Source organism: Kitasatospora sp. NPDC022785 (genome assembly GCF_055561295.1).
The window spans coordinates 185,028-207,994 of the sequence record NZ_JBVHHB010000011.1; the positions used below are offsets into that span (position 1 = coordinate 185,028).

Here is a 22,967-nt window from a genome sequence, read left to right on the forward strand (position 1 = left end):
CGCGACCCCTGGCGGCACCGCAGCGGGCAGCGCTGCACGCGCCGCGGCAGACACGGGACTCCTCGGGCTGCGCTCCGGATGGGGACTCGTCACGGGGAGCAGTCTCGCACGCCCCGCACCGCCCCCACCCCGCGTCGCCCAGCGGCTCAGGCGGTGTCGCCCTTGAGCTCCGTCGCCCTGCCGTCGCGCAGCACGGTTATGTGCGGCGGGACTTCGACGCGGAACCGCGCGTCACAGTTGGCGATTCCGCTACAACTCGCTTCCAGAGTGGGGGTGTCGTCGTCCAACGCCCAGCTGCTTCTCTGCTTTCCGATGACGTCCGCCTTGAACCAGCGGGTGACCTTGATGTCCTGACGGTCCGCCACCACCAGATCGGCCGGAACGTGGTGGAGCGATACAACGTCGAGAGTGGTGCCGTGATAGCCGAAGGTCTTGTCCTCCGGCGTGGCTTCGTCGGCCTTCGCGCAACCGGTGACGGCCACCAGCGCAGCGAGGGCGACCAGCGCGACCACGGTGGCAAGCACCCGGCGGACGGGCGTGTCCGGCACAGCCGGTGTGGCGGTCATGGGATGGGTCCTCCCGGGGAATCGACGACGGCGGTGAGGGTGAGGGTGAGGGTGAGGGTGAAGGAGAGGGTGGTGATGGTGAGAGTGAAGGAGTGACGGTGACGGCTACGAGCTTCGCCGTTCCGCACGCCGCTGCCATCTGCCGTTCGGCAGATTTCCGGCCCCGAATTCGCCACGCTCAGCCCCGGTTCCGCCGGTAACCCCTGCCGAACGGCCTACCGACCGACCACCCCACCGGCTCCACACCGGCTCCCGCAGCTGCAACTACCGCACCGGCAGCTCGCAGCTGATCCGCCAGCCCGACGGCCGGTGCGGACCCGCGACGAGCGTCCCGCCGTGGGCGCCCACCCGCTCGGCCAGGCCGGTTAGTCCGGTACCGCCGCTACCCGGGAGCCGCCGCAGTAGCCCCTTCGGACCTCCCCCGCGCCCACCGTCGTCCGTCACCGACACCACCACCGACCGGAGCGCCACCGCCGCAACCCCGCCCCCATCACGCGAACCACCCGAGTCGTGGGACCCACCCGGACCCGCCGACCCGACCGGGCCGCCCACAACCGCCACCCGCACGATCACCTCCGCCGCACCGGGCGCATGCCGCCGCACATTGGTCAGGCCCTCCAGCACGACCGCGTAGGCAGTGGCCTCGGCCTCGCGCGACAGCAGCCCGGTGGCCTCCGGCGCCAGCTCGACGGCGGCCCGGGTCGAACCGCTCCCCGAGAAGCGCCCGCCCAACTCCGGCAGGTCGGCCAGCCCGTGCACCCGGGTGGCCCCGACCGCCCGACCCTCCGCCACCTCGTCCGTCTGCGGGTCGCGCAGCGCGCCCACCATCGCGTCCATCGAGTCCAGCGCCCGCAGACCGGCCTCCTCCAGTCGGCGCAGCAGGGCGACCGCCTCCGTTGCGTCCAGGCCGGGCAGCTGGCCGGCCTGGGCCTCCAGCACGATGCCGGTGATCTCGTGGGCGACGAAGTCGTGCAGTCCCCGGGCCACTTCGAGCCGCTGCTCGCGGCGGGCGCCGGCCACTGCCCGCTCCCGGCGGGCGTCCAGGGCCCGCAGGTAGAGGCCGGCCCCGGCCACACCGACTGCCGGAAGGAGCGAGAACAGCAGGGCGACGAGCGAACCGGTCCAACCCGCCTGCGGTACCCGGAGGGTGAAGCGCAGCGGCACCAACAGCACGGCCAGGCCGACCGCCACCCCGACCGGCCCCGCCCACCGGCCGGGCACCCGCCGCGCCGCCCGGCCGAGCAGCACCAGGAGCGCAAGCCACTCGAACGGCAGCCAGAACGCGGCGAGGCGGTACGGACCCGAGTAGCCCGCGTCCAGCACCAGCGAGGCGACCGCCACGGCACCCGCCGCGGCCGCCGGCGTCACCCGGCGGGACGGCCACCGCAGGAGCGCCACCGCCGCCGCGAGCGCGGCCATGGCGGCGACGAGCAACGCGGCCGCACGCTGGCCCGGGTGCGCCAGCACCACCGGCGCCAGCATGCCGAGCGCCGCGACGGCGGACAGCGGCCGGCGAAGCCGCGCCGCAAGGGCGGCCGGGGGCCCGGTCGGAGCCGGTCGATCCGGGGCCGGCCTGGGCGGGGCCGGCTGCTGGGGAGGGACAGCCGAAGTGGACCGGCCGTCCGGCGCCGGGATTTCGGAACGCATGCGCCCGAGCCTATGCGCGGCGCCCACCGGATTCCTCGGGCCCAGCTCCCGGGGGAGGCCGGGATCCTCCCCGAGACAATCACATCCCCCACCACAGACAGAGTGCTGACTGAACGTCAGATCGATCCGCCGGCGCCGAACATGCACCCTCGCCCTCCGTCACGACTCCCGGACAGCGGCGGCACCACCCTCACCAATGGTGCGGCGCGGTCACAACCCGGGGCGAGGGGCGTCCCGGTCCCGGGCCGCGGGGGCGCGGTACCGTTCGTCGGTACCGCCAACGGCAACGTCACGTACGGGGCCGACCGCCCGACCCGCCCGACCCGAAGGACCGCCCGATGCCCCACCACCGCCCGACCGCCGGCCGCACCGTCCGCGCCGCCCGCCCTCGGTCCGGCACAGGCGTCACAGCGGGCCCCACGGCGGGCCCGGTGGCGGGCCCGACGGACCCGGTGACCACCCGATGACCACCACCCCTCCCGGCTACCGCCGACTCGCCACCGTCGGCCCGTACTTCGCGCTGAACGCCGCCGCCGCACCCACCGACACGCCGCCTCCCGGCTTCCGGCCGCTGCACGAGCTCTACGCGAAGGGGCCGGACGGGTTGCTCCCCGCACGCGTGCGGGAGGTCGCGCGACGGCTCGGCACCGGCGAGCCCCGGGTGGCGGCCTCGATCCTGCACCTCGGACTGGCCGCCCGGTTCTGCTCGGTGAGCCTCGGCGCAGCCGTCCTGCTCGGCGTGGTCCCCTCCTTGGACCCCGGCAGTGCGTACGTACGCGTGCCGGAGCAGGGGCCGATCGATCTCTGGACGCCGTACGAGCTCCGGTCGGAGGACACGTGGGCCGACGGCGAAGAAGCCCTGACCCAACGCCTTCACCGAGCTCTCGTCCAGGGCCAGTTGGCGCCGCTTGCCGCCGCCGTCCGGGCCGCGGTGCCGCTCTCGGAGCGGCTCCTCCAGGGCAACGCCGCGTCCGCACTCGCGGGCGCGTTGCGGATGGTCGGCCCCCACGCGGCTCCCGGCCGGGCCAGGGCACTGGTCGCGGGGCTGCTCGACCGGCCGCCGCTGGCCGGCGCCGGGGTGTTGGACGACACCGGCTTCCGGCGGAACAGCTGCTGCCTCTACTACCGCGTGGGCCCGGGCGCGGGAGTCTGCGGCGACTGCTGCTTCACCCGGCCACCCCGTCGCACCTGAGCACCTCTCCTCCGCCACTGACGGCACCGCCGACACGGCCACAAGCGCAGCCACAGCCACAGCCGGACGGGATACCTCCGAGGTCGAAGGTCAAGCGCGCCAGCCCGGCACGCCCAGCCGGAAGGCCTTTCCCCGGCCCGGGACCAGGCCGGGGAACAGGCCCGGGGACCAGGCCGACACGCTCATGACCGCTCCGCCAGGAAGGTCGAGGACGCCGGCCGAGGAACCCGCGTCGGGTCCGTCAGCTCCAGGTGCCCCCGCACCAGGTGGTGCACGCACGCGACGGTGTGCGCCTCCGCCGCCGCGCGTGCGCCGGGCCCGTCCCCGGCAACCACCGCGACCAGGATCTCCCGGTGCTGTTCGGCGAACCGCTCCCGGTCGGGCGCGTAGGGCGCCGGCAGCCAGAGCAGCGGCCCGAGTTCGGCCTGGAGCCGGACGGCGAGTTGGGTGAGGCGCACCGACTGGGCGGCGACCGCGAGTTCGATGTGGAAGCGGGCATCGGCACGGCGCAGCTCGGCGGGGGTGCGGGCTTCCCGCAGCGCGGTGACCAGCCGGGTGAGACGGCCGGCCAGGTCGGCGGGCGCGCGTTCGGCGGCGAGCCGGGCGGCGGTTCCGGCGACTGCCAGCTCCTCGTCCCCCAGGTCACGCAACTCGACGGTGCCGAGTTCGCGCAGCCGGGTGAGCTGGAGGCGGTCCGATCCTTCCGCCGGGGTGCGGACGAAGCTACCGCCGTTGCGGCCGCGCCGGGTCTCGATCAGACCGGCGTCGCGGAGCAGGGCGAGCGCCTCGCGCAGGGTTCCGTTGGCGACGCCGAGTTGGTCGGCGAGGTCGTTCTCGCTGGGCAGTTGGTCGCCGTCGGCGACCAGGCCGAGGGCGATCGCCTCGGTGATCCGGCGGGCGACGGCATCGGCCCGGCCGCGGTCGGTGAGCGGGGCGAGGACGGCACTGAGCAGCGGGGTCGTACTCCCGGTGGTGGTCAATGGCGGGCCCTCCCCGATCACCGTCCTGCCGAGTGTTTCCGGCAGCGTACAACGCAGACACCCGTGGCCCCTTGCCTCTGGAAACTCACTCTCGTATGTTTCCCCGCGCCCTGACCCCGAGCGTCACGTCACGCCCCCGGTTCAGGCACGACATGAATTTCTGGGCCAATGTCTCCCTCAGGTTCACGTATCTCTCCCCCGCCGTCGGCGTCTGCACACTCCCATCTCCACCGCTCTCGCCACCGCCGGCCCGCCGATGCTCCGGAGCTTCCCGGTCGTCTGGCTCGTGGGCCGGCGGGGCCTCGGCCTGTGGGTACTGGCCGGCCGGAGCAGCCCGGACCAGCTGGCCACCAGGGTGGACAGCATCGAACTCACCCACCCCGCAACCTGGTTGGGCGGAAGTTGACGCGCTCTCAGCACAGCCCCCCACGGGTCACACCGACTCACCGCCCCCACCCGCATCCCTGTGCCCCTGCACCCCGTCCACCGGGGCCCCACCGGTGGCCCGAGCGAGGCCGATTCCCCCACCCGGGCCCACCGGCTCACCGCGACCGCATGCGAATCCGCAGCCGCAGCCAGCCACCGGCCACCGGCCACCGGCTACCGGCTACCGCTCCAACGTCGCGAGGAGCAGGTTGGGGTCGGTCCGGGTCACGTAAGCCGCACTCGGGACATACACGGTGTCGCCGCGGACGGCCACCGAGGTCGGGTTGGAGAGGCCGTCCTGTCCGGTGAGGACCGTGTGGTGGCTGCCGTCCCCGGCGATGTAGACGGCCTCGCTGGTGCCGTTGATCGCGGCGATCGCGTCGTTGCTGTGCCCTGGGAAAGCGAAGTCGTCGATGCCGACCATGCCGGTCGCGCGGGTCTCGGCCGGCCCGGCGGTGCCGTCACCGTCGATCGGGATGCGCAGCAGGTTGCCGGTGTCGGTGTTGCCGACCCAGACGGCGTGGTGGTGCACCTTGAGACCGTTGGCGCCGAAACCGCCATTGGGCTTGAGCAGCGCGTCGTCGGACCAGACCATCGAGGCCCCGCCCTCCCGAGGGGTGGCGTAGACGACTCCGAGCGCCGAATCGGCGGTGTAGAGCAGGCCCGCGCGCTCGTCGAGGGCGAGGCCGTTGGGGAAGCTGGTGACGGGGAGGGCGGAGATGCGTTCCGGGGTGCCGCCGGGGCAGAGGCGCCAGATGCCGGTGAGGTCCTCGGTGCCGGTGGCGTAGGCGAAGTAGAGGGTTCCGTCGTGGGCGCGGGCGATGCCGGTCACCACGGCCGCACCGACCAGAGGGGTGGCCGGCTGTGCGGGCGCGGGCAGGACGGCCAGCTCGGTGAGGTTTCCGGCCCGGTCGACCCGGCCGATCTTGCGGGCGAAGGAGAAGGTGAGGTCTGCGGAGCCGTCCGGTTCGAGGGCGATGTTCTCCGGTTGGAGGCCCAGGTCCAGGTTGAAGTGGGCGATGATCCGGGGCTGCGAGAGCGGCGGCGCGACGGCGACGGCCGGGGTGGCCACCAGCAGGGCGAGGGCTGTGGAGGCGGCGGTGCCGAGCAGGCCGGCAAGCCGGCGGGGCGGGCGGGTCATGGGTGTCTCCTCGAACTCGACGTCGAACTCGGAGTCGTACTCGAACTCAGAACCGAACGGGGGTGGGCTTAACGCGCACCTGTCAGCAGAGCACGCACACCGCCCCCGCCACCCGCGCTGCGCCGCCGCGCCACCACGAGATCCCCCGCTCGGGCCGCCGCCGTCCGGGGAACACGGCACCACGGACCCCGCCCGACGCAACGCCCATCCGGCCCTGGCACTCACGAGACATGGCGTCGACTGCGCCGGCTGCCCCTGGCCGCGCAGAATGATCCGCACCCGACGGACCGGCCGGGCGACAGCGCCGGGCCCGGCGACACAAAGCCCGGCTACACAAGGCCCGGCGACACGCAGCCGGGCGACACAAAGCCGGACAACAGGAAAAGCGGACGAGCGAGAGGGGGAGCGATGATGCTCACCAGGCAGGCAGCGGGGGGCGACCACCGCCTCCCGCGCCGAGCGGTACGGCGAGACGCCGGCCCGGGCGGTCCCCACCACCCGTACCGTGTACCTCCGCGTATGCGCCCCCTCCCCAGCACTGGAGGCACCTCATGAACCTCCCTCTCTCCGGCATCCTGGTGGCCGACTTCGGCCGCGTCCTCGCGGCGCCGTACGCCACGATGCTCCTCGCCGACCTGGGCGCGGACGTGGTCAAGGTCGAACGGCCGGGCACCGGGGACGACACCCGCGCCTGGGGCCCGCCGCACGTCGGGGGCGAGGCCACCTACTTCCTCTCCGTCAACCGCAACAAGCGCTCGATCGCACTCGACCTGCACGACCCGGCCGACCACGCCCGCGCGGTCGAACTGGTCCGCCGCGCGGACGTCCTGGTGGAGAACTTCCGCCCGGGCACGATGGCGAAGCACGGCCTCGGCTACGAGGAGAGCAAGGCCCTCAACCCCCGGCTGGTCTACTGCTCGGTGACCGGTTTCGGCACCGGCCCGGGCGCCGAACTGCCGGGGTACGACCTGCTGGTGCAGGCCGTCGGCGGGCTGATGAGCGTGACCGGACCGGCGCCCGGCGAGCCGGTGAAGACCGGCGTGGCCCTGGTGGACGTGCTGGCCGGGCTGCACGCCGCGGTCGGGGTGCTGGCCGCGCTGCGCGAGCGGGACGCCACCGGCGAGGGCCAGTTGGTGGAGGTCAACCTGCTCTCCACGCTGCTCTCCAGCCTGGTCAACCAGTCCGCCGGGTACACCCTGGCCGGCGTGGTCCCTGGCATCCTCGGCAACCGCCACCCGTCGATCGCGCCGTACGAGGTGCTCACCGCCGCCGACCGGCCGCTGGTGATCGCCGTCGGCAACGACCGCCAGTTCGCCGCACTCTGCCGGGGGCTGGACGTGCCGCAGCTCGCCACGGATCCCCGGTTCGCCACCAACTCGGACCGCGTGGCCCACATCGACGTGCTGGCCGCCGAACTCACCGCCCGCCTCCGGCACCGGACCGCCGCCGAGTGGTGCGCCCTCCTCACCCCGCTCGGTGTGCCGTGCGGACCGGTGAACGACCTGGCCGACGCCTTCCGACTCGCCGACGCCCTGGGCCTGGAGCCGCGGACCACACTGACCGGCCCGAACGGCACCGACGACGGCGGCCCGCTCGACCTGGTCGCCAACCCGATCGGCCTCTCCCGCACACCTCCGCGCTACGAGCGCCGCCCGCCCCGGCTGGGCGAGCACACCGCCGAGCTCAGAGCCTGGCTGGACGGCCGACTCCCCCACCGATCAGAGGACCGCCGACAGTCCCCACCCGGCACCGACGCCCCTGGCGCCGGGTGAGGCCGGGTGAAGCCGGGTGAGGCCGGGTGAAGCCCTCCGCGAGGGAGGGTCAGACCGCGACCGCCTCCTCCATCTCCTCCTCGGCCTCCGCCGACGTCTGCATCGAGGCCCCCACCGAAGCCTCCCGCCGCACCGCGGCCCGCCCGCGCTTCTCGTGGAGCGCCGCGCAGGCCGTCACCGCGCCGCCGAGCAGCAGCCAGAGCGCCAGCGTCATCACGTGCCCGCCGAGACCGGCGCCGCCGTCGAAGTACAGGATGCTACGCGCGCCCTCCAGGAAGCCGGCACCGGTCCAGAAGGAGTGCAGGCCACCGAAGAATCCGTTCTGCAAGTCGGGGCGGTAGATGCCGCCGGAGGTGGTGAAGTTCAGCATCACGAACAGCACCATCATGGTCAGCGTGGTCCACCGCTTGAGGAAGGTGTGCAGGCCGATGCCGATGGCGATGACGCCCGCCGAGTAGAGCCAGCCGAGCGCCCAGACGGCGAGCCCGTCGTGGTCGACGACATGGAAGAGCGGCCCCGCGGTGACGATCCCGATCACGCTCACCACGAGCGAGACGGCCACGCCGACCAGCGCCCGGATCCGCATGCTCAGCGCCGCGCCGGCCGCGCCGATCACGGCGACGCTCGCGTAGGAGCCGATGCTGAGTGCGACCAGCAGGAAGAACAGGCCCTGCCCGGTCGGGTCGCCCTTGCTCGGGGTGGTGAGGTCGGTGACGTGCAGCGGCACACCCTGCCTGTCGGTGACGTTCTGGAACACCGCCTCCGCCGCCATCGCGGAGGTGTCCGAGCCACCCTTGGCGACGATCAGCTCGGGGCTCCTGGCGTCCGGCAGGAACGCGCCGACCAGCTCGCGGTCACGCAGCAGCTGCTCGGCGGCGTCCCGGGTGGGGAGCGTGCTGACGTCGAGCGCCGGGCCGGCCTTGGCCCGGACGGCGTCCGCGAGGCCCTGCGCCTGCGGGGTGGTGCCGACGACGGCGACCTTCAGGTGATGGGGTTCGGGCTGGTGGAACGCGCCCTGGTAGGCGAGGGCCATCCCGAGGCACATCAGCAGTGGGGTGATCAGGTGGATGGCCAGGTGCTTGAGCGAGCGCCCCAGGGTGGGCGCCGCGACGGTGGTCTGGGGAGTGCTCATGGCGTTCGTTCCGTCCTCCGGTGCCGGTCACAACGATCTTTCACAATGGATGGTAAATACAACCATCTGGGTGCAGTGTACAACCGTTTTACGACCGGAGAAAAGCCCGCCCGGGCCCGCCCCCCGGAGTGCGACCCGGTCACCCGGGCCCGCCCCGGACCACGGCCCGCTCACCCGGGCCCGCCCCGGACCACGGCCCGCTCACCCGGGCGTCAGCCCAGCTCGAACACCCCGTACGAGAAGCCCTCCGCCCGCAGTTCCCCGTCGACCACCCGCACCCCCTGTACGTCCAGCGGCCGCGCAACGACCGGCCCGCGCCCCGCCGCCACCGAGCCCGGCAGCGCAACGACCGACCCGGGGCCCGCCGCCACCGATCCGACTCCCGCACCGACCGACCCGAGCGGCACCGAGCCCGGCTCCCGCCGCGGGTTGACGGCGACCAGGTACCGGCCCGCCCGGGTGTACACCAGCGGGTACCCGGCGTGCCGGACCTCCACTCCACCCTCCGCGCCGAGCCCCGGGTGGGCCCGGCGCAACGCGATCAGCCGGCGGACGGTGTGCAGCAGCGAGGTCGGGTCGGCCCGCTGGGTGGCGACGTCGGGCCGGCGGGGGTCGGGGTCGACGGGCAGGTACAGGCGCTCGGCCGGTGCGGTCGAGAAGCCGGCGTTCGGGCCGGGCGCCCACTGCATCGGCGTGCGCGAGCCGGCCCGGTTGTAGTGCGGACCGAGCACGCTGCCCTCGACGTCGGGCAGGTCCGGCAGGTAGCGCATGCCGATCTCGTCGCCGTAGTAGACGGCGGGCAGGGTGGGCCAGGTGAGCAGGAGGGCGAAGGCGGCGGCGAGTTGCTCGGCGGTGCGCGGGCCGGTGGCGAGCCGGGAGAAGTCGTGGTTGGCGGTGGGGAGCGCGATGTACCCGGCGCCCTCGGTGAGTTCGGCGGCGGAGCGCCAGGCGTCCAGGAAGACCTGCGGGGTGCCGAGGCCGTCGGCGTCGAAGTAGCAGGGGCCCTGCTTCCAGTACTCCTCCACCGTGCCGGCGTTGTTGTTCCAGAGCGAGCGCAGCGGCAGGCCCCGGTCGGCGCCGCCGAACTGGAGGAAGAAGTCGGCGTGGAAGCCGGCGGCGACGGCGGTGGCCGGGTCGCCCCACTCGGCGAACAGGGCGGCCTGCGGGTGGCTCCGGTCGAGCCAGTCGCGCAGTTCGGTCCAGAGCTTGGCGGTCTCGGTGAACCCGGGGTCGTCCTTGACCAGCGAGGAGGCCATGTCGACGCGGAAGCCGGCCACGCCGAGGCCGAGCCAGTGAGCCATGATCTCGCGCAGCGCGGCGCGGTTGGCGCGCGGGCCGTCGGCGTCGACCGGCTGGCGCCAGGGCTCGTCGTAACAGGTGCGCGCATAACCGAAGTTGAGCGCGGGCTGGCAGTCGAAGAAGTTCGGCCGGTACCAGCCGGGGCGGCTGCCGGGTGAGGCGACGAAGCCGTCGACCGGGCGGTCGGACCAGATGTAGCGGTGGTCGGACCGGTCCTCGGCGGCGGCGAGGAACCAGGGGTGGCGGTCGGAGGTGTGGCCGGCGACGAGGTCGAGCAGGAGCCGGATGCCCCGTCGGCCCGCCGCCTCGGCCAGGGCCGCGAGGTCCTCGGTGGTGCCGTAGCGCGGGGCCGGGGCGAGGTAGTCGCTGATGTCGTAGCCGGCGTCGCGGAACGGCGAGGCGAAGCAGGGGTTGAGCCAGACCGTGTCTACGCCGAGCCAGGCGAGGTGATCGAGATGGTCTGCGATGCCCGCGAAGTCGCCGATGCCGTCGCCGTCGGAGTCGGCGAAGGTCTGCGGGTAGATCTGGTAGAGGACGGCGTCGGCCAGCCAGTCGGGGCCGGGGCGGGTCGAGGTCATGGGGTGGATCCTCCTGCCGGGTCCGGGGGCCGGGTCTACCGATTCTCGTCCAATCCCGGCCGTCCCGACAGCCCGCATCCCCCACTCCCTGCCCCTGCCCCTCCCCGACCGGCCGACCCGGCCCGACCCCACCTCTACCCGGAACGCGCCGTACCGCTAGCGCGCCGCGACGCACGCCTCGGTGAACGCCTTCGCCCGCCGGGTGATCTCCGCCCAGTCGCCGGCCGCGACGACGTCCGGCGCCACCACATCCGTCCCGGCGCAGACCGCGAGGGCGCCCTGGGCCAGGAATTCCGCGGCGTTGCCCGCGTTGACGCCACCGGAGGCGACCAGCGGGACGTCCGGGTACGGGCCGCGCAGGTCCCTGAAGTAGCCGGGGCCGAACGCCCGGGCCGGGAAGATCTTGACGGCCGCGGCGCCGAGTTCGACCGCCTGCGCCACCTCGGTCGGTGTGAGCGCGCCGAGCACCACCGGCACCCTGGCGGCGTGCGCGCGCTGGGCCACGTCGGGCCGGAGTCCGGGGGTGACCAGGAACGCGGCGTCGGCGGCGAGGGCCCCCTCGGCCTGCTCCACGGTCAGCACGGTGCCGACCCCGACCCGCCAGCCCTCCCGTGCGGCACGGCGCAGATGTTCCGTCACATTCGGTGTGGTGTAGGTGAATTCGGTCAGATTGATGCCGCCCTCGGCGAGCGCGGCGCAGAGCGCGACGGCGTCGGGTATCCGGGGGGCGCGGACCACGGCGATGACGGGCGAAGCGGCCAGCACGGCGCGCATGCGGGCGAGGACGGCGGGCGTGGGGCTCATGCGGCTCGGGTCCCTCGGTCGGTTCGGCGCAGGGCGCGCCCGGGCCGGGCGCCCGTGGTGCGGCCCTGCCGGACAACGGCGGTGCCGTTGACATAGACGTGCTCGATGCCCGCGGCGGGCCGCCGGGGCTGCTCGAAGGTGGCGGTGTCCTGGACCTTCTCCGGGTCGAAGAGGACCAGGTCGGCGTGGTGGCCGGGGGCGATCAGGCCGCGCCGGTCGAGTCGGAGCCGGGCGGCGGGGCGGCCGGTCATCCGGGCGATGGTCTCCTCCAGCGTGAGCACCCCCGACTCCCGGCTGTAGCGGGCCAGGTAGCGGGGGAAGGTGCCCCAGGCCCGCGGGTGCGGGCGGGCTCCGACCAGCAGGCCGTCGCTGCCGACGGTGTGCACGCGGTGGCGCATGATCGCCCGGACGTTCTCCTCGTGGCCGACGTGCTGGAGGATGGTGGTGGCGAGCTCGTCCCGGCGCAGCAGGTCGAGGAAGACGTCCGTCCCGCTCTGCCGCCGCTCGGCGGCGAGTTCGGCCACCGTCCGCCCGACGGCCCCCACCAGCGCGGGGTTCCGGACGCCGGAGAGCTGGATGGTCGCCCAGTCGGTGACCACCCCGTGGCAGCCGTCACTGCCCTTCTCCTCCACCTCGTACCGGATCCGCTCGCGCGCGTCCGGCTCGCCGAGCCGGGCCAGGGTGGCCCGCGGGCCGCCCTCGGTGGCCCAACTGGGCAGCAGGGCGGCCAGGGTGGTGGATCCCGGCAGGTAGGGGTAGCTGTCGAGGGTGAGGTCGACGCCGTCGGCAAGGGCCCGGTCGACCAGGTCGAGCAGTTCGCCGGCCCGCCCCTGGTTGACGCCGAAGTTCATGGTGGCGTGGGTCAGGTGGACGGGGCAGCCGGACCGCCGGGCGATCTCCACCATCTCCACGTAGCCCTCCAACGCACCTGCCCCGTAGGAGCGTTGGTGCGGCGCGTGGAAGCCTCCGTACTGCGCGACCACCCGGCAGAGCTCGACCAGCTCGGCGGTGCCGGCATACATCCCCGGCGTGTACGTGAGCCCGCTCGACATCCCGACCGCCCCCTGCCGCAGGCCCTCCCCCAACAGCGCGCGCATCCGGTCGAGTTCGGCCGGGCGCGGCGCCCGGTTCTCCCAGCCCACGGCGAGCATCCGCAGCGTGCCGTGCGGGACGAGGTAGCAGGCGTTGACGCCCGCACCCACCCGGTCCAGCCGGTCCAGGTACTCCCCGACCGTCCGCCAGTCCCAGTCGAAGCCCTCCGGGTCGCCGTTCCAGCCGGCGATCTGGCGGCGCAGCGCCGGCAGTGTGGTGTCGTCGACCGGCGCGTAGGACAGGCCGTCCTGGCCGAGGACTTCGCAGGTGACGCCCTGGGTGACCTTGGCCGGGTGCTCGGGTTCGAGCAGCAGGGCGAGGTCGGAGTGGGCGTGCATGTCGATGAACCCGGGGGCCAGTACCAGCCCGTCGGCGTCCACCTCCCGTGTGGCGGCCAGGCCCTGACCGATCTCGGTGATCAGCCCCCGGTCCGTCCGGACGTCGGCCCGGTACCGGTCGGCGCCGCTCCCGTCGATCACGGTGGCGCCCTTGAAGACGAGCGGACCACCACTCACAGGAGCACCGCCCTCACGACCACCGAGCATCGGACCGTCGCACACCGGACCACCACTCATCGGATCACCGTGCACCGGACCACCATGCGCCGGACCACCAAGCACCGGACCACCATGCGCCGGACCACCAAGCACCGGACCGCCATGCGCCGGACCACCAAGCACCGGACCGCCACGCGTCCGGCCCGCAGCCATCAGAAGAAGGTCCTGACCAGGCCCGTGACCTTCGGCTCCGGCGCGGAGGCGTCGTCCAGCACCGGAATCAGCGTCCACCTGTCGAAGGCGGTGCACGGGTGCGAGATGCCGAGCCGCAGCACGGCGCCGACCGGGGCGAGGTCGCCGGCGTCGCGGAGGAAGGCGTGCTGGTCGTTGAGCGCGGTGATCCTCGCCGTCGTGCCGGTCAGATCAGCCCCTCCCCGGACCAGCTGCGGCTCGGGCATGCCCTCGTCGAACGGCAGGTCTCGCTTGCCGGCGTCCAGCAGGGCGAGTTGGGGCTCCGGCCGGGAGACCACCCGGGCCCAACCGTGCAGCGCGCCGCGGAACGGCGTGTCGCCGGCGCCCCGGACGAGCGGCGAGATCCCACGGTAGAAGCCGTCGTCGTGGGCGATGTACGCGCCCGAGCGGAGCACCACGAAGGCCTCCGGGAGGGCGTTCAACTCCTCGACCACCAGGTCGAAGTAGGCGCTGCCACCGGCGGTGACCAGCGGCGCGGCGGCGTCGTCGTAGGCGGTGGAGAGCCGCCCGTGCAGCTCGGCGAGGTCCCGTAGGTAGCCCCGGACGGTGGCCAGCCCGTCCGCACCGGCGTCGTGGGCGAGTGCGCCCTCGTACCCGCCGATGCCGGCCAGCCGCAGGGTGGGTGCGCGCAGCACGGCGGCGGCGACCTCGACCGCCGCGTCGACGCCGCGGGTGCCGGTGCGCCCGCCGGGGCCGCCGAGTTCGACCAGCACCTCGACCGGGCGATCGGCGCCGGCCGCCCGCAGCGCCTCGTCCATCAGCCGGACGCTCTCGGTGGAGTCGACCCAGGAGACGAAGGCGAACGAGGGGTCGGCGGCCAGTTCGGCGGCGAGCCAGCCGAGCCCGGCCGGGTCGAGCAGGGTGTTGGCGAGCAGGATCCGCTGTACGCCGAAGGCCCGCGCGACCCTGACCTGCGGCAGGTTGGCGAGCGTGATGCCGTGGCTGCCCGCGTCGAGCTGCGCCTGCCAGAGCGCGGGCGCCATGGTGGTCTTGCCGTGCGGGGCGAGCGCGACGCCGGCCTTGGCACACCAGTCGGCCATGGTCCGCACGTTGTGGTCGACGGCGGCCCCGTCGAGGGTGAGCAGCGGGGTGCCGAGCCCGGCGAGGGTGGGCCCGGTGGCGAGGTAGTCACGGGCGCTGAGGCCCGAGGCGGCGGGCGGCAGCGCCTTGAAGCGCCAGTCGAGCACCTCGTCGGCGAGGGCCGCCACCTTGCCGGTGTCGATCGCCGGCCCGGTGCCGGTGCTTGCGAAGGTGCCTGCGAAGGTCTGGTCCACCGTCTTCCTCCATCTACCTTTGTTGCAACATGTGCAACGAGGGTTGCACATGCTGGCAGCACGGTTCTAGCATCGGCGCCGGACCAAGGTCAACGGAACGGCCGCCGCAGCACGCGAGGAGCCCAGCTGATGCCCCGACAGGATCCCGCCGCGAGCTCGGGCACCCCTCGGCCCACGTCTCCGACGGCGGTCTGCGTGGGCGAGTCGATGGCGGTGCTGCTGCCGGACCGGCCGGGCCCGCTGGAGTCGGTGGAGCACTTCCGTCTCGCGGTCGGCGGCGCCGAGTCCAACGTGGCGGGCGCGCTGGCCGCGCTCGGCGTGCCGAGCGCCTGGATCAGCCGGGTCGGCGACGACGGCTTCGGCCGCCGCCTGCTCGCCGAGGTCGCCGCCCGCGGGGTGGACGTCTCCGCGGTCTCCGTGGACCGGCACCGCCCGACCGGGCTGTACCTCAAGGAGGTCGGCGGCACCACCGGCAGCCGCCACGACCTCGGGCCCGGGCGCAGCCGCCTGCACTACCACCGCCGCGGCTCGGCCGCCGCCACGCTCTCGCCCGCGCTGCTGGCCGACCCGGCGGCCGCCCGGCTGCTGGCCGGCGCCCACCTGCTGCACCTGTCCGGCATCACCGCCGCCCTCTCCGACGACTGCCTGTCCCTGCTGCGCGCCCTGCTCGCCGATCGCCGGCCGGGCCGGCTGGTCAGCTTCGACCTCAACTGGCGCCCCGCCCTCTGGCGCGACCGCGACCCGGCCGTACTGCCGCCACTGCTGGACGCCGCCGACGTGCTGCTGCTCGGCGCCGACGAGGCCGAGGCCGCCTTCGGCACCGGCGACCCGCGGGCGCTGCGCCGCCGCTTCCCCTCCCCGGCGACCGTGGTGGTGAAGGACGCCGCCCGGCTGGTCACCGCGCTGGACCGGGACGGTACGGCCGTCACCGAGCCGGCCCTCGCCGTCGAGGTGGTCGAGGCCACCGGAGCGGGTGACGCCTTCGCGGCGGGCTACCTGGCGGGCACCGTGCGCGGCCTGGACCAGCGCCGCCGGCTGCGGCTCGGCCACCTCAGCGCCGCCTGTGCGCTGACCGCCCACGGCGACCAGGCCGAGCTGCCGCCGGCGCCCGTGGTCGACGCCCTGCTGGCCGCCTCCGCCGCGGACTGGGCGGCGACCCGCGTGTCGGCGGACGGCATCGTGTCGCCCGTCCTGCCGACGACCGCGGGCGCAGCCGCCCGCCCCGGGCCGGCCACAGCCCCGCTACCGGCCCCTTCCCCGGCCCTTGGAGCCCCATGAGCCAGACCGTCACCCGCGCCCTGCGCATCCTCGCCGAGCTCGGCGAGGGCGAGCGTTCCCTGGACCAGCTCGCCGAGGTGCTCGGCGTACACAAGACCACGGTGCTGCGGCTGCTCCAGAGCCTCGAAGAGGAACGATTCGTCTACCGCGACCCGGCCTACCGCTACCACCTGGGCGCCGGCCTCTTCGCCCTCTCCGGGCTCGCCCTGGAGCAGCGCGGCGTCCGCCGGATCGCCGCCCCGCACCTGGCCGAGCTGAACGCCGCCACCGGCCAGACCGTGCACCTGGCCGCGTACGAGGGCGGCGACGTCGTCTACATCGACAAGTACGACTCGCGTCACCCGGTGCGGATGTACTCCCGAATCGGCCTGCGTGCGGCCCTGCACAGCGCGGCCGTCTCCAAGGTGCTGCTGGCCGACCTGCCGGCTGCCGAGCGGCGCCGAGTGGTGGCGGGCATCGACTTCACCCCGCACACCGCCCGGACGCTGACCACCCCCGAGGCCCTGATGGCCGAGCTGGAGAAGGTCGCCGCCCAGGGCTGGGCGCAGGACCACGCCGAGCACGAGGCGTTCATCAACTGCGTGGCCGCCCCGATCCGGGACGCCGGCGGACGTGTCGTCGCGGCCGCCTCGATCTCCGTCCCGGACGTCGTCCTCCCCTACGAACAGGTGCTGGAACTGCTGCCGCAGCTGCTCGCCACCACCCGCGCCATCTCCGCCGCCTGCGGGCAGACGCCCCCGGCCGGCTGATCGCCCGCCCCCGACCAGAGGAAGCTCATGAGCGACTCCATCCAGAAGACCGAGATCCGCACGGACGGCGCTCCCGCCCCGGCCTGGATGTTCTCCCAGGGCGTCCGCAAGGGCCCGATCCTCCAGGTCTCCGGCCAGGGCCCGCAGGACCCGGCCACCGGCGAGTACCTGTTCCACGGCGACGTGAAGGCGCAGACGCGCCGGACGCTGGAGAACGTCAAGGCGATCGTCGAGGCCGGCGGCGCCACCGTCGAGGACGTGGTGATGTTCCGCGTCTACCTCACCAAGCGGGCCGACTTCCCGCTGATGAACGAGGTCTACGCCGAGTTCATCGAGGAGAACATCAAGCCGGGCGGGGTGAAGCCCTGCCGCACCACGATCTTCGTCGAGCTGCCGCAGGAGCCGATGCTGGTCGAGATCGACGCGCAGGCCGTGATCGGCTGACCGGCCACACCCGCGAAGGGCCCGGACGACCGACCGTCCGGGCCCTTCCGCACCACCCACCTGAGCACCCCTCACCACTCACCGGAGCACCCCTCACCGGACCAGCCGGTCACGGGTCACGGGCCACCGGGCCACAGGTCACCGCTCACGGGCCACCCCACGCCGTGCCACCACGCACCGGATCACCGGCTCACCGCCCCGCGGTGACCGTCTCCTCGGCCGCCGTGCCCCCGCGCGCCACGACCTTGCCACCGACGCCGACACCGCCGGTGTCCACGCCGCCGGCCCCGCCGCGCCCGCCGGCCCTGCGCTCCAGCGCACCGGAGAACAGCGCGATGCCCAGGGCGAGGGCGGCCATCAGTCCGCCCACCCAGTTCGGCGCGTCGTAGCCGAGCCCGGCCGAGATCACCAGCCCGCCGAGCCAGGCGGCGAGCGCGTTGCCCAGGTTGAAGGCCGCGATGTTGGCGGCCGAGGCCAGCGTGGGCGCGCCCGCGGCCTGGTCCATCACCCGCTTCTGCAACGGCGCGACGGTCGCGAAGCCGAAGACCCCGATCAGCGGGATGGCCGCGATCGCGCCCACCTTGCTGTGCGCGGCGAAGGTGAAGGCGAAGAGCAGCACCGCCAGCACCGCGAGGATCACGTACAGGCTGCGCATCAGTGCGCGGTCGGCGAACCAGCCGCCGAGCAGGTTGCCGACGAAGAGGCCGACGCCGAACAGGAAGAGCAGCCAGGTGACGCTGGAGTCGGCGAAGCCCGCCATCTCGGTCATCATCGGCGTGATGTAGGTGAACATCGCGAAGATGCCACCCCAGCCGAGCACCGTCATGCCGAGCGCGAGCCAGATCTGCGGCTTGCGGAAGACGGCCAGCTCGGGGCCGAGCCGGGTGTCCGCGGCGCGTGGCTGGACGGGCACCAGCGCGGCGATCCCGGCGAAGCCGATCACACCGAGCGCCGCGACGACGTAGAAGGTGGAGCGCCAGCCGAAGTGCTGGCCGAGCAGGGTCCCCATCGGGACGCCGAGCACGTTGGCGGCGGTGAGCCCGGTGAACATCAGGGCGATGGCGCCGGCCCGCTTGTGCGGGGCGACCAGGTCGGCGGCGACCACCGAACCGATGCCGAAGAAGGCGCCGTGCGCGAAGGCCGCGAGCACCCGGCCGACGAGCAGCAGCCCGAAGGCGGGGGCGACGGCGGAGACCAGGTTGCCGGCGATGAACAGGCCCATCAGCATCAGCAGCATCCCCTTGCGGGGAATGCGCGTGCCGAGGACGGTGAGCAGCGGCCCGCCGACCACCACGCCGAGCGCGTAGCCGGAGATGAGCAGGCCGGCGGTGGGGATGGAGACCGAGAAGTCGCCGGCAACCTCGGGCAGCAGGCCCATGATCACGAACTCGGTGGTACCGATGCCGAAGGCACTGATCGCCAGCGCCAGGAGCGCGAGGGGCATGAGGGAACCGCTTTCCGGAGCAAACAAAGACGTTGCGTGTGCAACTACCAGCGTCGACAATACGACCGCTCGCCGGATACTTGCAAGCGCGGCCTATACCCACATGCACACTCACTCCGAAGTCGCCCCGCCCACCTTGCCCTCGTCCGGCAAACTTATTAGGTTAGGCTCACCTAACTTATCCGGAGGTCGTCATGAGCCCCAGCCCCACCGACGTCGAGGTGTCCGAGCCCACCGCCGCCGAACGGGTCTGCAGCCTGCTCGGCGCCACCTCCTCGGTGGTGGTCCGCGCCTGCGGCGAGCATCACGACCTCGACACCCCGGTCGCGGTGCACGGCTCCCGGCTGCGCCTGAGCGCACCGCTCGACTCGCCGCTCACCCTGGCCGTGACCCGCGAACCGGACGGTCTCGCCGTCGTCCTGGACCTCACCGACGTCGCCCCGGTCGCCGTGCGCGACCGGGTCCGCGGCCGCGTCACCCTCGCCGGCCGGCTCCACGTCGCCCACCTCGCCGACGACGGCATCAGCGTCCACCTCCGCCTGGACGTCGCCCACGCCGTCCTCGCCACCCCGTACGGCACCAGTGCGCTCACCGGCGCCGATCTCGCCCTCGCCGCGCCCGACCCGCTCGCCCCGTACGAGGCCGGCCTGCTCACCCACCTCGCCGACGACCACCGCGACGCGCTCGCCGTGCTCACCCGGCTGATCGACCCCCGACTCCTCGCCGGCCGCCCGGAGATCCGCCCCCTCGCGCTCGACCGGTACGGCCTGGTGCTCCGCCTCGACCACCCGCACGGCCACCGCGACGTCCGCCTGGTCTTCCCCGAACCGGCCCGCGACGCCGACGAGTTCGGCCACCGGGTGCACCAGCTGCTGACCGCCGCCCACAGCGGACTGCCCGCCCACCGGTTCTGACCGGGCGGGCGGGCAGCGCGAACCGACGTACGGGCCGAACCGGGCCCCCGGCACCGGGCCGGAAGCCGGACCCGCCACCGAACGCCACCGAACCGCGACCCAGCCGAGAACCGAGGCGTGAAGCGCGTCGGGAACCCGGTCGAGACCCGAGGCGGCGAGACCCGAGCGAGGCGGGACCCGAGCGAGGCGGCGTGAACCGGGTCGAGCATCGCTCCAGGAAGCTCCCCGGAAAACGACAACGGCCGGCCCGGCCCGCGAAGTAGCTTCGCGAGCCGGGCCGGCCTGGGCGTGTCCCGCGCCCGTTGTTCCGCCGGTGGTGCGGCGATCACCCGGTCGAGCGGTCACCCGACATGACCATCCCGGGAGGTCGTACGCCCCGCACCCTGCGGTGGTCTCTGCCCGAAGGTCAGATGGAGACGCCGTGCGCCCGCAGGTAGGCGATCGGGTCGATGTCCGAGCCGTACTCCGAGCCGGTGCGGATCTCGAAGTGCAGGTGCGGGCCGGTCACGTTGCCGGTCGCACCGGAGAGACCGATCTGCTGGCCGGCGGTGACGGTCTGACCGATCTTCACGCCGATCGAGGACAGGTGCGCGTACTGGGCGTACTTGCCGTCGGCGAGCTTGATCTCGACCTCGTTGCCGTAGGCGCCGCCGTTGCCGGCCTTCACCACGGTGCCGGCCGCGATGGCGCGCAGCGGGGTGCCGGTGGAGGCGACGAAGTCGGCACCGGTGTGGTGGCCGGAGGCCCACATCGAGCCGGCCACGCCGTAGGCGGTGCCGAGCTTCGGGTTGGCGACGGGGGCGACGTAGCCGGAGGTGCTGGCCACCGCGGCCGGGGCCGGGGTGGTGGCCGGGGCGGCCGGCTTGGCGGCGGCGGGCGCCGGCTTGACGGCCGGGGCCTGCGCGGGCTTGGCGGCCTGGACCGGCTTCGGGGCGGCGGCGTGGGTGGCCGGCTTCGCCGAGTCCTGCGAGGCGGGCTTGGCGGGGGCGGCCGGCTTGGCGGCCTCGGCGGCGGCCGGAGCGGCGACGGCCTTGGCGGCGAGCGCGAGCTTCTGGCCCGGGAAGATCAGGTTCGGGTTGGAGCCGACGACCGAGCGGTTGTGGTCGTACAGCGCCTGCCAGCCACCGTCGACGTGCTTGGCGTTGGCGATCTTCGACAGGGTGTCCCCGCCGACGACCTTGTAGCTCTCCTCGACCGGGGCGGCGGCCGGCTTGGCGGCCTCGGCGGCGGCCGGAGCGGCGGCCGGAGCGGCGGCGGCCGGGGCGGCGTCGACGCTGGTGGCGCCGGTCCAGGTGCTGGTCTGCGCGGGCTTCGCGGCCGGGGCGGTGTGGGCCTGGGCGCTGATGGTGGTCACCAGCGGAAGGGCGAACGCGGCGCCGGTGACGGCGGTGGCGATACCGATGCGGGCGGCGCGGGGCAGGGCGATACGACGAGCCTGTGCGGGCATGGGGAATTTCCTCTCCGACGCCTGCGAGGTGAGCTGTCGGGTTCGGGCTGGAGTTGCCCGGCCGCATGCGCGGCTTCACCCCAAGCCGGACCGTGAATTCCGGTCCGGCGACTTACCTTTGGGTCCCCCGCTCCTGCCGTACAGAGTTCAGTTCGTACCACCAGGCAGCGGCAGGACTAGGCGTTCCACCCGGTGGCCACCCGGGCCAACGCCGGGCGGTCGCTGAACTAAAGCCCATCCGATCGGGTGAAGCAATGTCGATCTCTTGAACGGGCAACAAAAGCCGGAATGACGGTGACACTCCGAATGATCGGCTGCACAGTACGTGCACAATCGATTCACCGCGAGCCACTGATCCACGACGCTCCGCCGATTTCGGTGTCCGTCCGCATGCGATCACCTACGGAAAGCCATTCACCGACACACCCCCGGTGACCCTTGTCACGTCGGCCCCCCGGGGCGGACGATCGGGCCGTGACCAACTCCGAGGCCGGCACTCTGCGCCTGGGCACCGCGCAGGGCCGCTGGGTACTACTGGCGACGGTGCTCGGCTCCAGCATGGCGATGCTCGACGGCACGGTCGTGAACGTCGCCCTGCCCCGGATCGGCACCGATCTCGGGGCCCCGCTCGCCGCGCTGCAGTGGACTCTGAACGCCTATCTGCTCACCCTGGCCGGGCTGATCCTGCTCGGCGGCGCGCTCGGGGACCGCTACGGCCGGCGCCGGGTCTTCCTGCTCGGCGTCATCTGGTTCGCCGTCGCCTCGGCGGCCTGCGCCGCCGCACCCACCATCGAGGTGCTGATCGCCGCCCGCGCGGTCCAGGGCATCGGCGGGGCACTGCTCACGCCCGGCTCGCTGGCGATGCTTCAGGCCGTCTACCACCCGGACGACCGCTCGACGGCGGTCGGCCTCTGGTCGGGCCTGGGCGGGGTGTCGGCCGCGGTCGGCCCCTTCCTCGGCGGCTGGCTGGTGGACGGCCCCGGCTGGCGGTGGATCTTCCTGCTGAACATCCCGCTGGCCGTGGTGGTCGTGGCCGTGGCGTCCCGGCACGTGCCGGAGAGCCGGGACGAGAGCGCGACCGGCCGGTTCGACGTGCTCGGCGCGGCGCTGGCCGCGCTGGCCCTCGGCTCCGTCACCTACGCCCTGACCGCGGCCGGCGACGGGCTGACCCCCGGGGTCTGGCTGACCGGCGCGGCCGGGCTGCTGCTGGGCGCGGCCTTCGTCGTGGTCGAGCGCCGCACCCCGGAGCCGATGCTGCCGCTCGGCCTCTTCTCCTCCCGGCTGTTCACCGCGGTGAACCTGGTCACCCTCTGCGTCTACGCCGCCTTCAGCGGGGTGTTCTTCCTGCTGGTCGTGCAGTTGCAGATCGTCTCGGGCTTCTCGCCGCTCGTCTCCGGGCTGGCCCTGGTGCCGATCACCGTGCTGATGCTGGCGCTCTCCGCCCGGGCCGGCCGGCTGGGCAAGCGGATCGGCCCACGGGTGCCGCTCACCGTGGGCCCGCTGATCTGCGCGGCCGGCGTGATGCTGATGCTGCGGATCGGCCCGGGAGCCTCGTACTGGACGGACGTGCTGCCGGCCGTCACCGTGATGGGCTGCGGAATGGTGCTGCTGGTGGCACCGCTGACCGCGACCGTGCTGGCGGCGGTGGAGGTCCGGCACGCGGGCATCGCCAGCGGCGTCAACAACGCCGCCGCCCGCGCGGCCGGCCTGCTCGCGGTCGCCGCGCTGCCCGCACTGGCCGGGCTCAGCGGCGACGCCTACCAGGTGCCCTCCTCCGTGAACTCCGCCTTCCGGACGGCGATGCTGATCTGCGCCGGGCTGCTGGTCACGGGCGGGCTCACCGCGTTCACGACCGTCCGGGGCAACGTCCTGGCCGCCGAGGACCACCCGGTGGCCGAGCCGGACTGCCACTACTCCTGCGCCACCAACGCCCCGCCGCTCGACCCGGGCCACCTCGCCGCCGGGGCGTCCGCCCCGCGGGCCCCCGAAACGCCCGAGGGCCCCGCCACCTGACCGGCAGCGGAGCCCTCGTACGTCTG

General features: G+C 73.8%; 18 protein-coding genes and 1 riboswitch. Of the genes, 7 read left to right on the forward strand and 11 right to left on the reverse strand.

Annotated elements, in window-relative coordinates; genetic code table 11:
• Positions 1–146: 146 nt before the first annotated feature.
• On the reverse strand, positions 147–566 hold the full coding sequence (locus tag ACZ3YO_RS20000; RefSeq protein ID WP_465570910.1) for a hypothetical protein: 420 nt from the start codon (positions 564–566) through the stop codon (positions 147–149).
• 264 nt (positions 567–830) lie between these two features.
• Positions 831–2,213 carry a sensor histidine kinase gene (locus ACZ3YO_RS20005; RefSeq protein ID WP_465570912.1) on the reverse strand — a complete coding sequence of 461 codons (1,383 nt, stop codon included), beginning with the start codon at positions 2,211–2,213 and terminating at the stop codon, positions 831–833.
• A 463-nt stretch (positions 2,214–2,676) separates the two neighbouring features.
• On the opposite strand from ACZ3YO_RS20005, the gene ACZ3YO_RS20010 reads away from it, so the two are divergent.
• A complete protein-coding gene (locus tag ACZ3YO_RS20010) occupies positions 2,677–3,405 on the forward strand; it encodes a (2Fe-2S)-binding protein (protein WP_465570915.1) in 729 nt (242 codons plus the stop codon).
• Positions 3,406–3,587: 182 nt separating this feature from the next.
• Here the strand turns inward: ACZ3YO_RS20010 and ACZ3YO_RS20015 are convergent, their stop codons facing one another.
• Both ACZ3YO_RS20015 and ACZ3YO_RS20020 read right to left on the reverse strand, forming a co-directional pair.
• Positions 3,588–4,385, reverse strand: a complete 798-nt coding sequence (locus ACZ3YO_RS20015; protein WP_465570917.1) for a FadR/GntR family transcriptional regulator — start codon at positions 4,383–4,385, stop codon at positions 3,588–3,590.
• A gap of 607 nt (positions 4,386–4,992) precedes the next feature.
• Entirely contained in the window at positions 4,993–5,952 is a 960-nt protein-coding gene (locus ACZ3YO_RS20020) for an SMP-30/gluconolactonase/LRE family protein (RefSeq protein WP_465570920.1), read from the reverse strand.
• A 551-nt stretch (positions 5,953–6,503) separates the two neighbouring features.
• Here ACZ3YO_RS20020 and ACZ3YO_RS20025 point away from each other — a divergent pair.
• On the forward strand, positions 6,504–7,724 hold the full coding sequence (locus tag ACZ3YO_RS20025) for a CaiB/BaiF CoA transferase family protein (protein ID WP_465570922.1): 1,221 nt from the start codon (positions 6,504–6,506) through the stop codon (positions 7,722–7,724).
• A gap of 49 nt (positions 7,725–7,773) precedes the next feature.
• Here ACZ3YO_RS20025 and ACZ3YO_RS20030 read toward each other — a convergent pair whose 3' ends face one another.
• The 5 genes from ACZ3YO_RS20030 to ACZ3YO_RS20050 all read right to left on the reverse strand — a co-directional run bounded on the left by ACZ3YO_RS20030 (position 7,774) and on the right by ACZ3YO_RS20050 (position 14,652).
• Positions 7,774–8,856: an ABC transporter permease gene (locus ACZ3YO_RS20030; RefSeq protein ID WP_465570925.1), complete on the reverse strand. Its 1,083-nt coding sequence runs from the start codon at positions 8,854–8,856 to the stop codon at positions 7,774–7,776.
• A gap of 212 nt (positions 8,857–9,068) precedes the next feature.
• Positions 9,069–10,733 carry an alpha-amylase family glycosyl hydrolase gene (locus ACZ3YO_RS20035; RefSeq protein WP_465570927.1) on the reverse strand — a complete coding sequence of 555 codons (1,665 nt, stop codon included), beginning with the start codon at positions 10,731–10,733 and terminating at the stop codon, positions 9,069–9,071.
• Positions 10,734–10,889: 156 nt separating this feature from the next.
• The gene (locus tag ACZ3YO_RS20040) at positions 10,890–11,537 is read right to left on the reverse strand and encodes a bifunctional 4-hydroxy-2-oxoglutarate aldolase/2-dehydro-3-deoxy-phosphogluconate aldolase (RefSeq protein WP_465570930.1); all 648 of its coding nucleotides are present in this window, start codon (positions 11,535–11,537) and stop codon (positions 10,890–10,892) included.
• Positions 11,534–13,174 carry an N-acyl-D-amino-acid deacylase family protein gene (locus ACZ3YO_RS20045; protein WP_465571008.1) on the reverse strand — a complete coding sequence of 547 codons (1,641 nt, stop codon included), beginning with the start codon at positions 13,172–13,174 and terminating at the stop codon, positions 11,534–11,536. Before ACZ3YO_RS20045 ends, ACZ3YO_RS20040 begins: the two co-directional genes overlap by 4 nt.
• A gap of 164 nt (positions 13,175–13,338) precedes the next feature.
• The gene (locus ACZ3YO_RS20050) at positions 13,339–14,652 is read right to left on the reverse strand and encodes a type III PLP-dependent enzyme domain-containing protein (RefSeq protein WP_465570932.1); all 1,314 of its coding nucleotides are present in this window, start codon (positions 14,650–14,652) and stop codon (positions 13,339–13,341) included.
• A 129-nt stretch (positions 14,653–14,781) separates the two neighbouring features.
• Here ACZ3YO_RS20050 and ACZ3YO_RS20055 point away from each other — a divergent pair, with 129 nt between their 5' ends.
• From ACZ3YO_RS20055 to ACZ3YO_RS20065, 3 genes are read left to right on the forward strand one after another with little or no spacing between them, the layout of a single operon-like run.
• Positions 14,782–15,930, forward strand: coding sequence for a sugar kinase (locus tag ACZ3YO_RS20055; RefSeq protein WP_465570934.1), 1,149 nt, complete (start codon positions 14,782–14,784; stop codon positions 15,928–15,930).
• Entirely contained in the window at positions 15,927–16,679 is a 753-nt protein-coding gene (locus ACZ3YO_RS20060) for an IclR family transcriptional regulator (protein WP_465570936.1), read from the forward strand. The genes ACZ3YO_RS20055 and ACZ3YO_RS20060 overlap by 4 nt, the downstream gene beginning before the upstream one ends.
• Before the next feature lie 27 nt (positions 16,680–16,706).
• Positions 16,707–17,123 carry a RidA family protein gene (locus ACZ3YO_RS20065; RefSeq protein ID WP_465551664.1) on the forward strand — a complete coding sequence of 139 codons (417 nt, stop codon included), beginning with the start codon at positions 16,707–16,709 and terminating at the stop codon, positions 17,121–17,123.
• Positions 17,124–17,313: 190 nt separating this feature from the next.
• Here the strand turns inward: ACZ3YO_RS20065 and ACZ3YO_RS20070 are convergent, their stop codons facing one another.
• Positions 17,314–18,567 carry an MFS transporter gene (locus tag ACZ3YO_RS20070; protein ID WP_465570939.1) on the reverse strand — a complete coding sequence of 418 codons (1,254 nt, stop codon included), beginning with the start codon at positions 18,565–18,567 and terminating at the stop codon, positions 17,314–17,316.
• Positions 18,568–18,761: 194 nt separating this feature from the next.
• Between ACZ3YO_RS20070 and ACZ3YO_RS20075 the strand changes: the two genes are divergently transcribed.
• A complete protein-coding gene (locus ACZ3YO_RS20075) occupies positions 18,762–19,481 on the forward strand; it encodes a DUF2470 domain-containing protein (protein WP_465570942.1) in 720 nt (239 codons plus the stop codon).
• 406 nt (positions 19,482–19,887) lie between these two features.
• Here the strand turns inward: ACZ3YO_RS20075 and ACZ3YO_RS20080 are convergent, their stop codons facing one another.
• Positions 19,888–20,928 (reverse strand): M23 family metallopeptidase, encoded by a 1,041-nt coding sequence (locus ACZ3YO_RS20080; RefSeq protein ID WP_465570944.1) that lies wholly within the window; start codon positions 20,926–20,928, stop codon positions 19,888–19,890.
• Between the two features lie 3 nt (positions 20,929–20,931).
• A riboswitch (cyclic di-AMP (ydaO/yuaA leader) is annotated at positions 20,932–21,091 on the reverse strand.
• Between the two features lie 311 nt (positions 21,092–21,402).
• Between ACZ3YO_RS20080 and ACZ3YO_RS20085 the strand changes: the two genes are divergently transcribed.
• A complete protein-coding gene (locus tag ACZ3YO_RS20085) occupies positions 21,403–22,941 on the forward strand; it encodes an MFS transporter (RefSeq protein ID WP_465570947.1) in 1,539 nt (512 codons plus the stop codon).
• Positions 22,942–22,967 lie beyond the last annotated feature (26 nt).

Bases quoted from the DNA above. Each gene is read 5' to 3' on its own strand.
- ACZ3YO_RS20000 (WP_465570910.1), bottom strand. From the start codon at position 566: ATGACCGCCACACCGGCTGTGCCGGACACGCCCGTCCGCCGGGTGCTT.
- ACZ3YO_RS20005 (WP_465570912.1), bottom strand. From the start codon at position 2,213: ATGCGTTCCGAAATCCCGGCGCCGGACGGCCGGTCCACTTCGGCTGTC.
- ACZ3YO_RS20010 (WP_465570915.1), top strand. From the start codon at position 2,677: ATGACCACCACCCCTCCCGGCTACCGCCGACTCGCCACCGTCGGCCCG.
- ACZ3YO_RS20020 (WP_465570920.1), bottom strand. From the start codon at position 5,952: ATGACCCGCCCGCCCCGCCGGCTTGCCGGCCTGCTCGGCACCGCCGCC.
- ACZ3YO_RS20025 (WP_465570922.1), top strand. From the start codon at position 6,504: ATGAACCTCCCTCTCTCCGGCATCCTGGTGGCCGACTTCGGCCGCGTC.
- ACZ3YO_RS20030 (WP_465570925.1), bottom strand. From the start codon at position 8,856: ATGAGCACTCCCCAGACCACCGTCGCGGCGCCCACCCTGGGGCGCTCG.
- ACZ3YO_RS20035 (WP_465570927.1), bottom strand. From the start codon at position 10,733: ATGACCTCGACCCGCCCCGGCCCCGACTGGCTGGCCGACGCCGTCCTC.
- ACZ3YO_RS20040 (WP_465570930.1), bottom strand. From the start codon at position 11,537: ATGAGCCCCACGCCCGCCGTCCTCGCCCGCATGCGCGCCGTGCTGGCC.
- ACZ3YO_RS20045 (WP_465571008.1), bottom strand. From the start codon at position 13,174: ATGCTCGGTGGTCGTGAGGGCGGTGCTCCTGTGAGTGGTGGTCCGCTC.
- ACZ3YO_RS20055 (WP_465570934.1), top strand. From the start codon at position 14,782: ATGCCCCGACAGGATCCCGCCGCGAGCTCGGGCACCCCTCGGCCCACG.
- ACZ3YO_RS20060 (WP_465570936.1), top strand. From the start codon at position 15,927: ATGAGCCAGACCGTCACCCGCGCCCTGCGCATCCTCGCCGAGCTCGGC.
- ACZ3YO_RS20065 (WP_465551664.1), top strand. From the start codon at position 16,707: ATGAGCGACTCCATCCAGAAGACCGAGATCCGCACGGACGGCGCTCCC.
- ACZ3YO_RS20070 (WP_465570939.1), bottom strand. From the start codon at position 18,567: ATGCCCCTCGCGCTCCTGGCGCTGGCGATCAGTGCCTTCGGCATCGGT.
- ACZ3YO_RS20075 (WP_465570942.1), top strand. From the start codon at position 18,762: ATGAGCCCCAGCCCCACCGACGTCGAGGTGTCCGAGCCCACCGCCGCC.
- ACZ3YO_RS20080 (WP_465570944.1), bottom strand. From the start codon at position 20,928: ATGCCCGCACAGGCTCGTCGTATCGCCCTGCCCCGCGCCGCCCGCATC.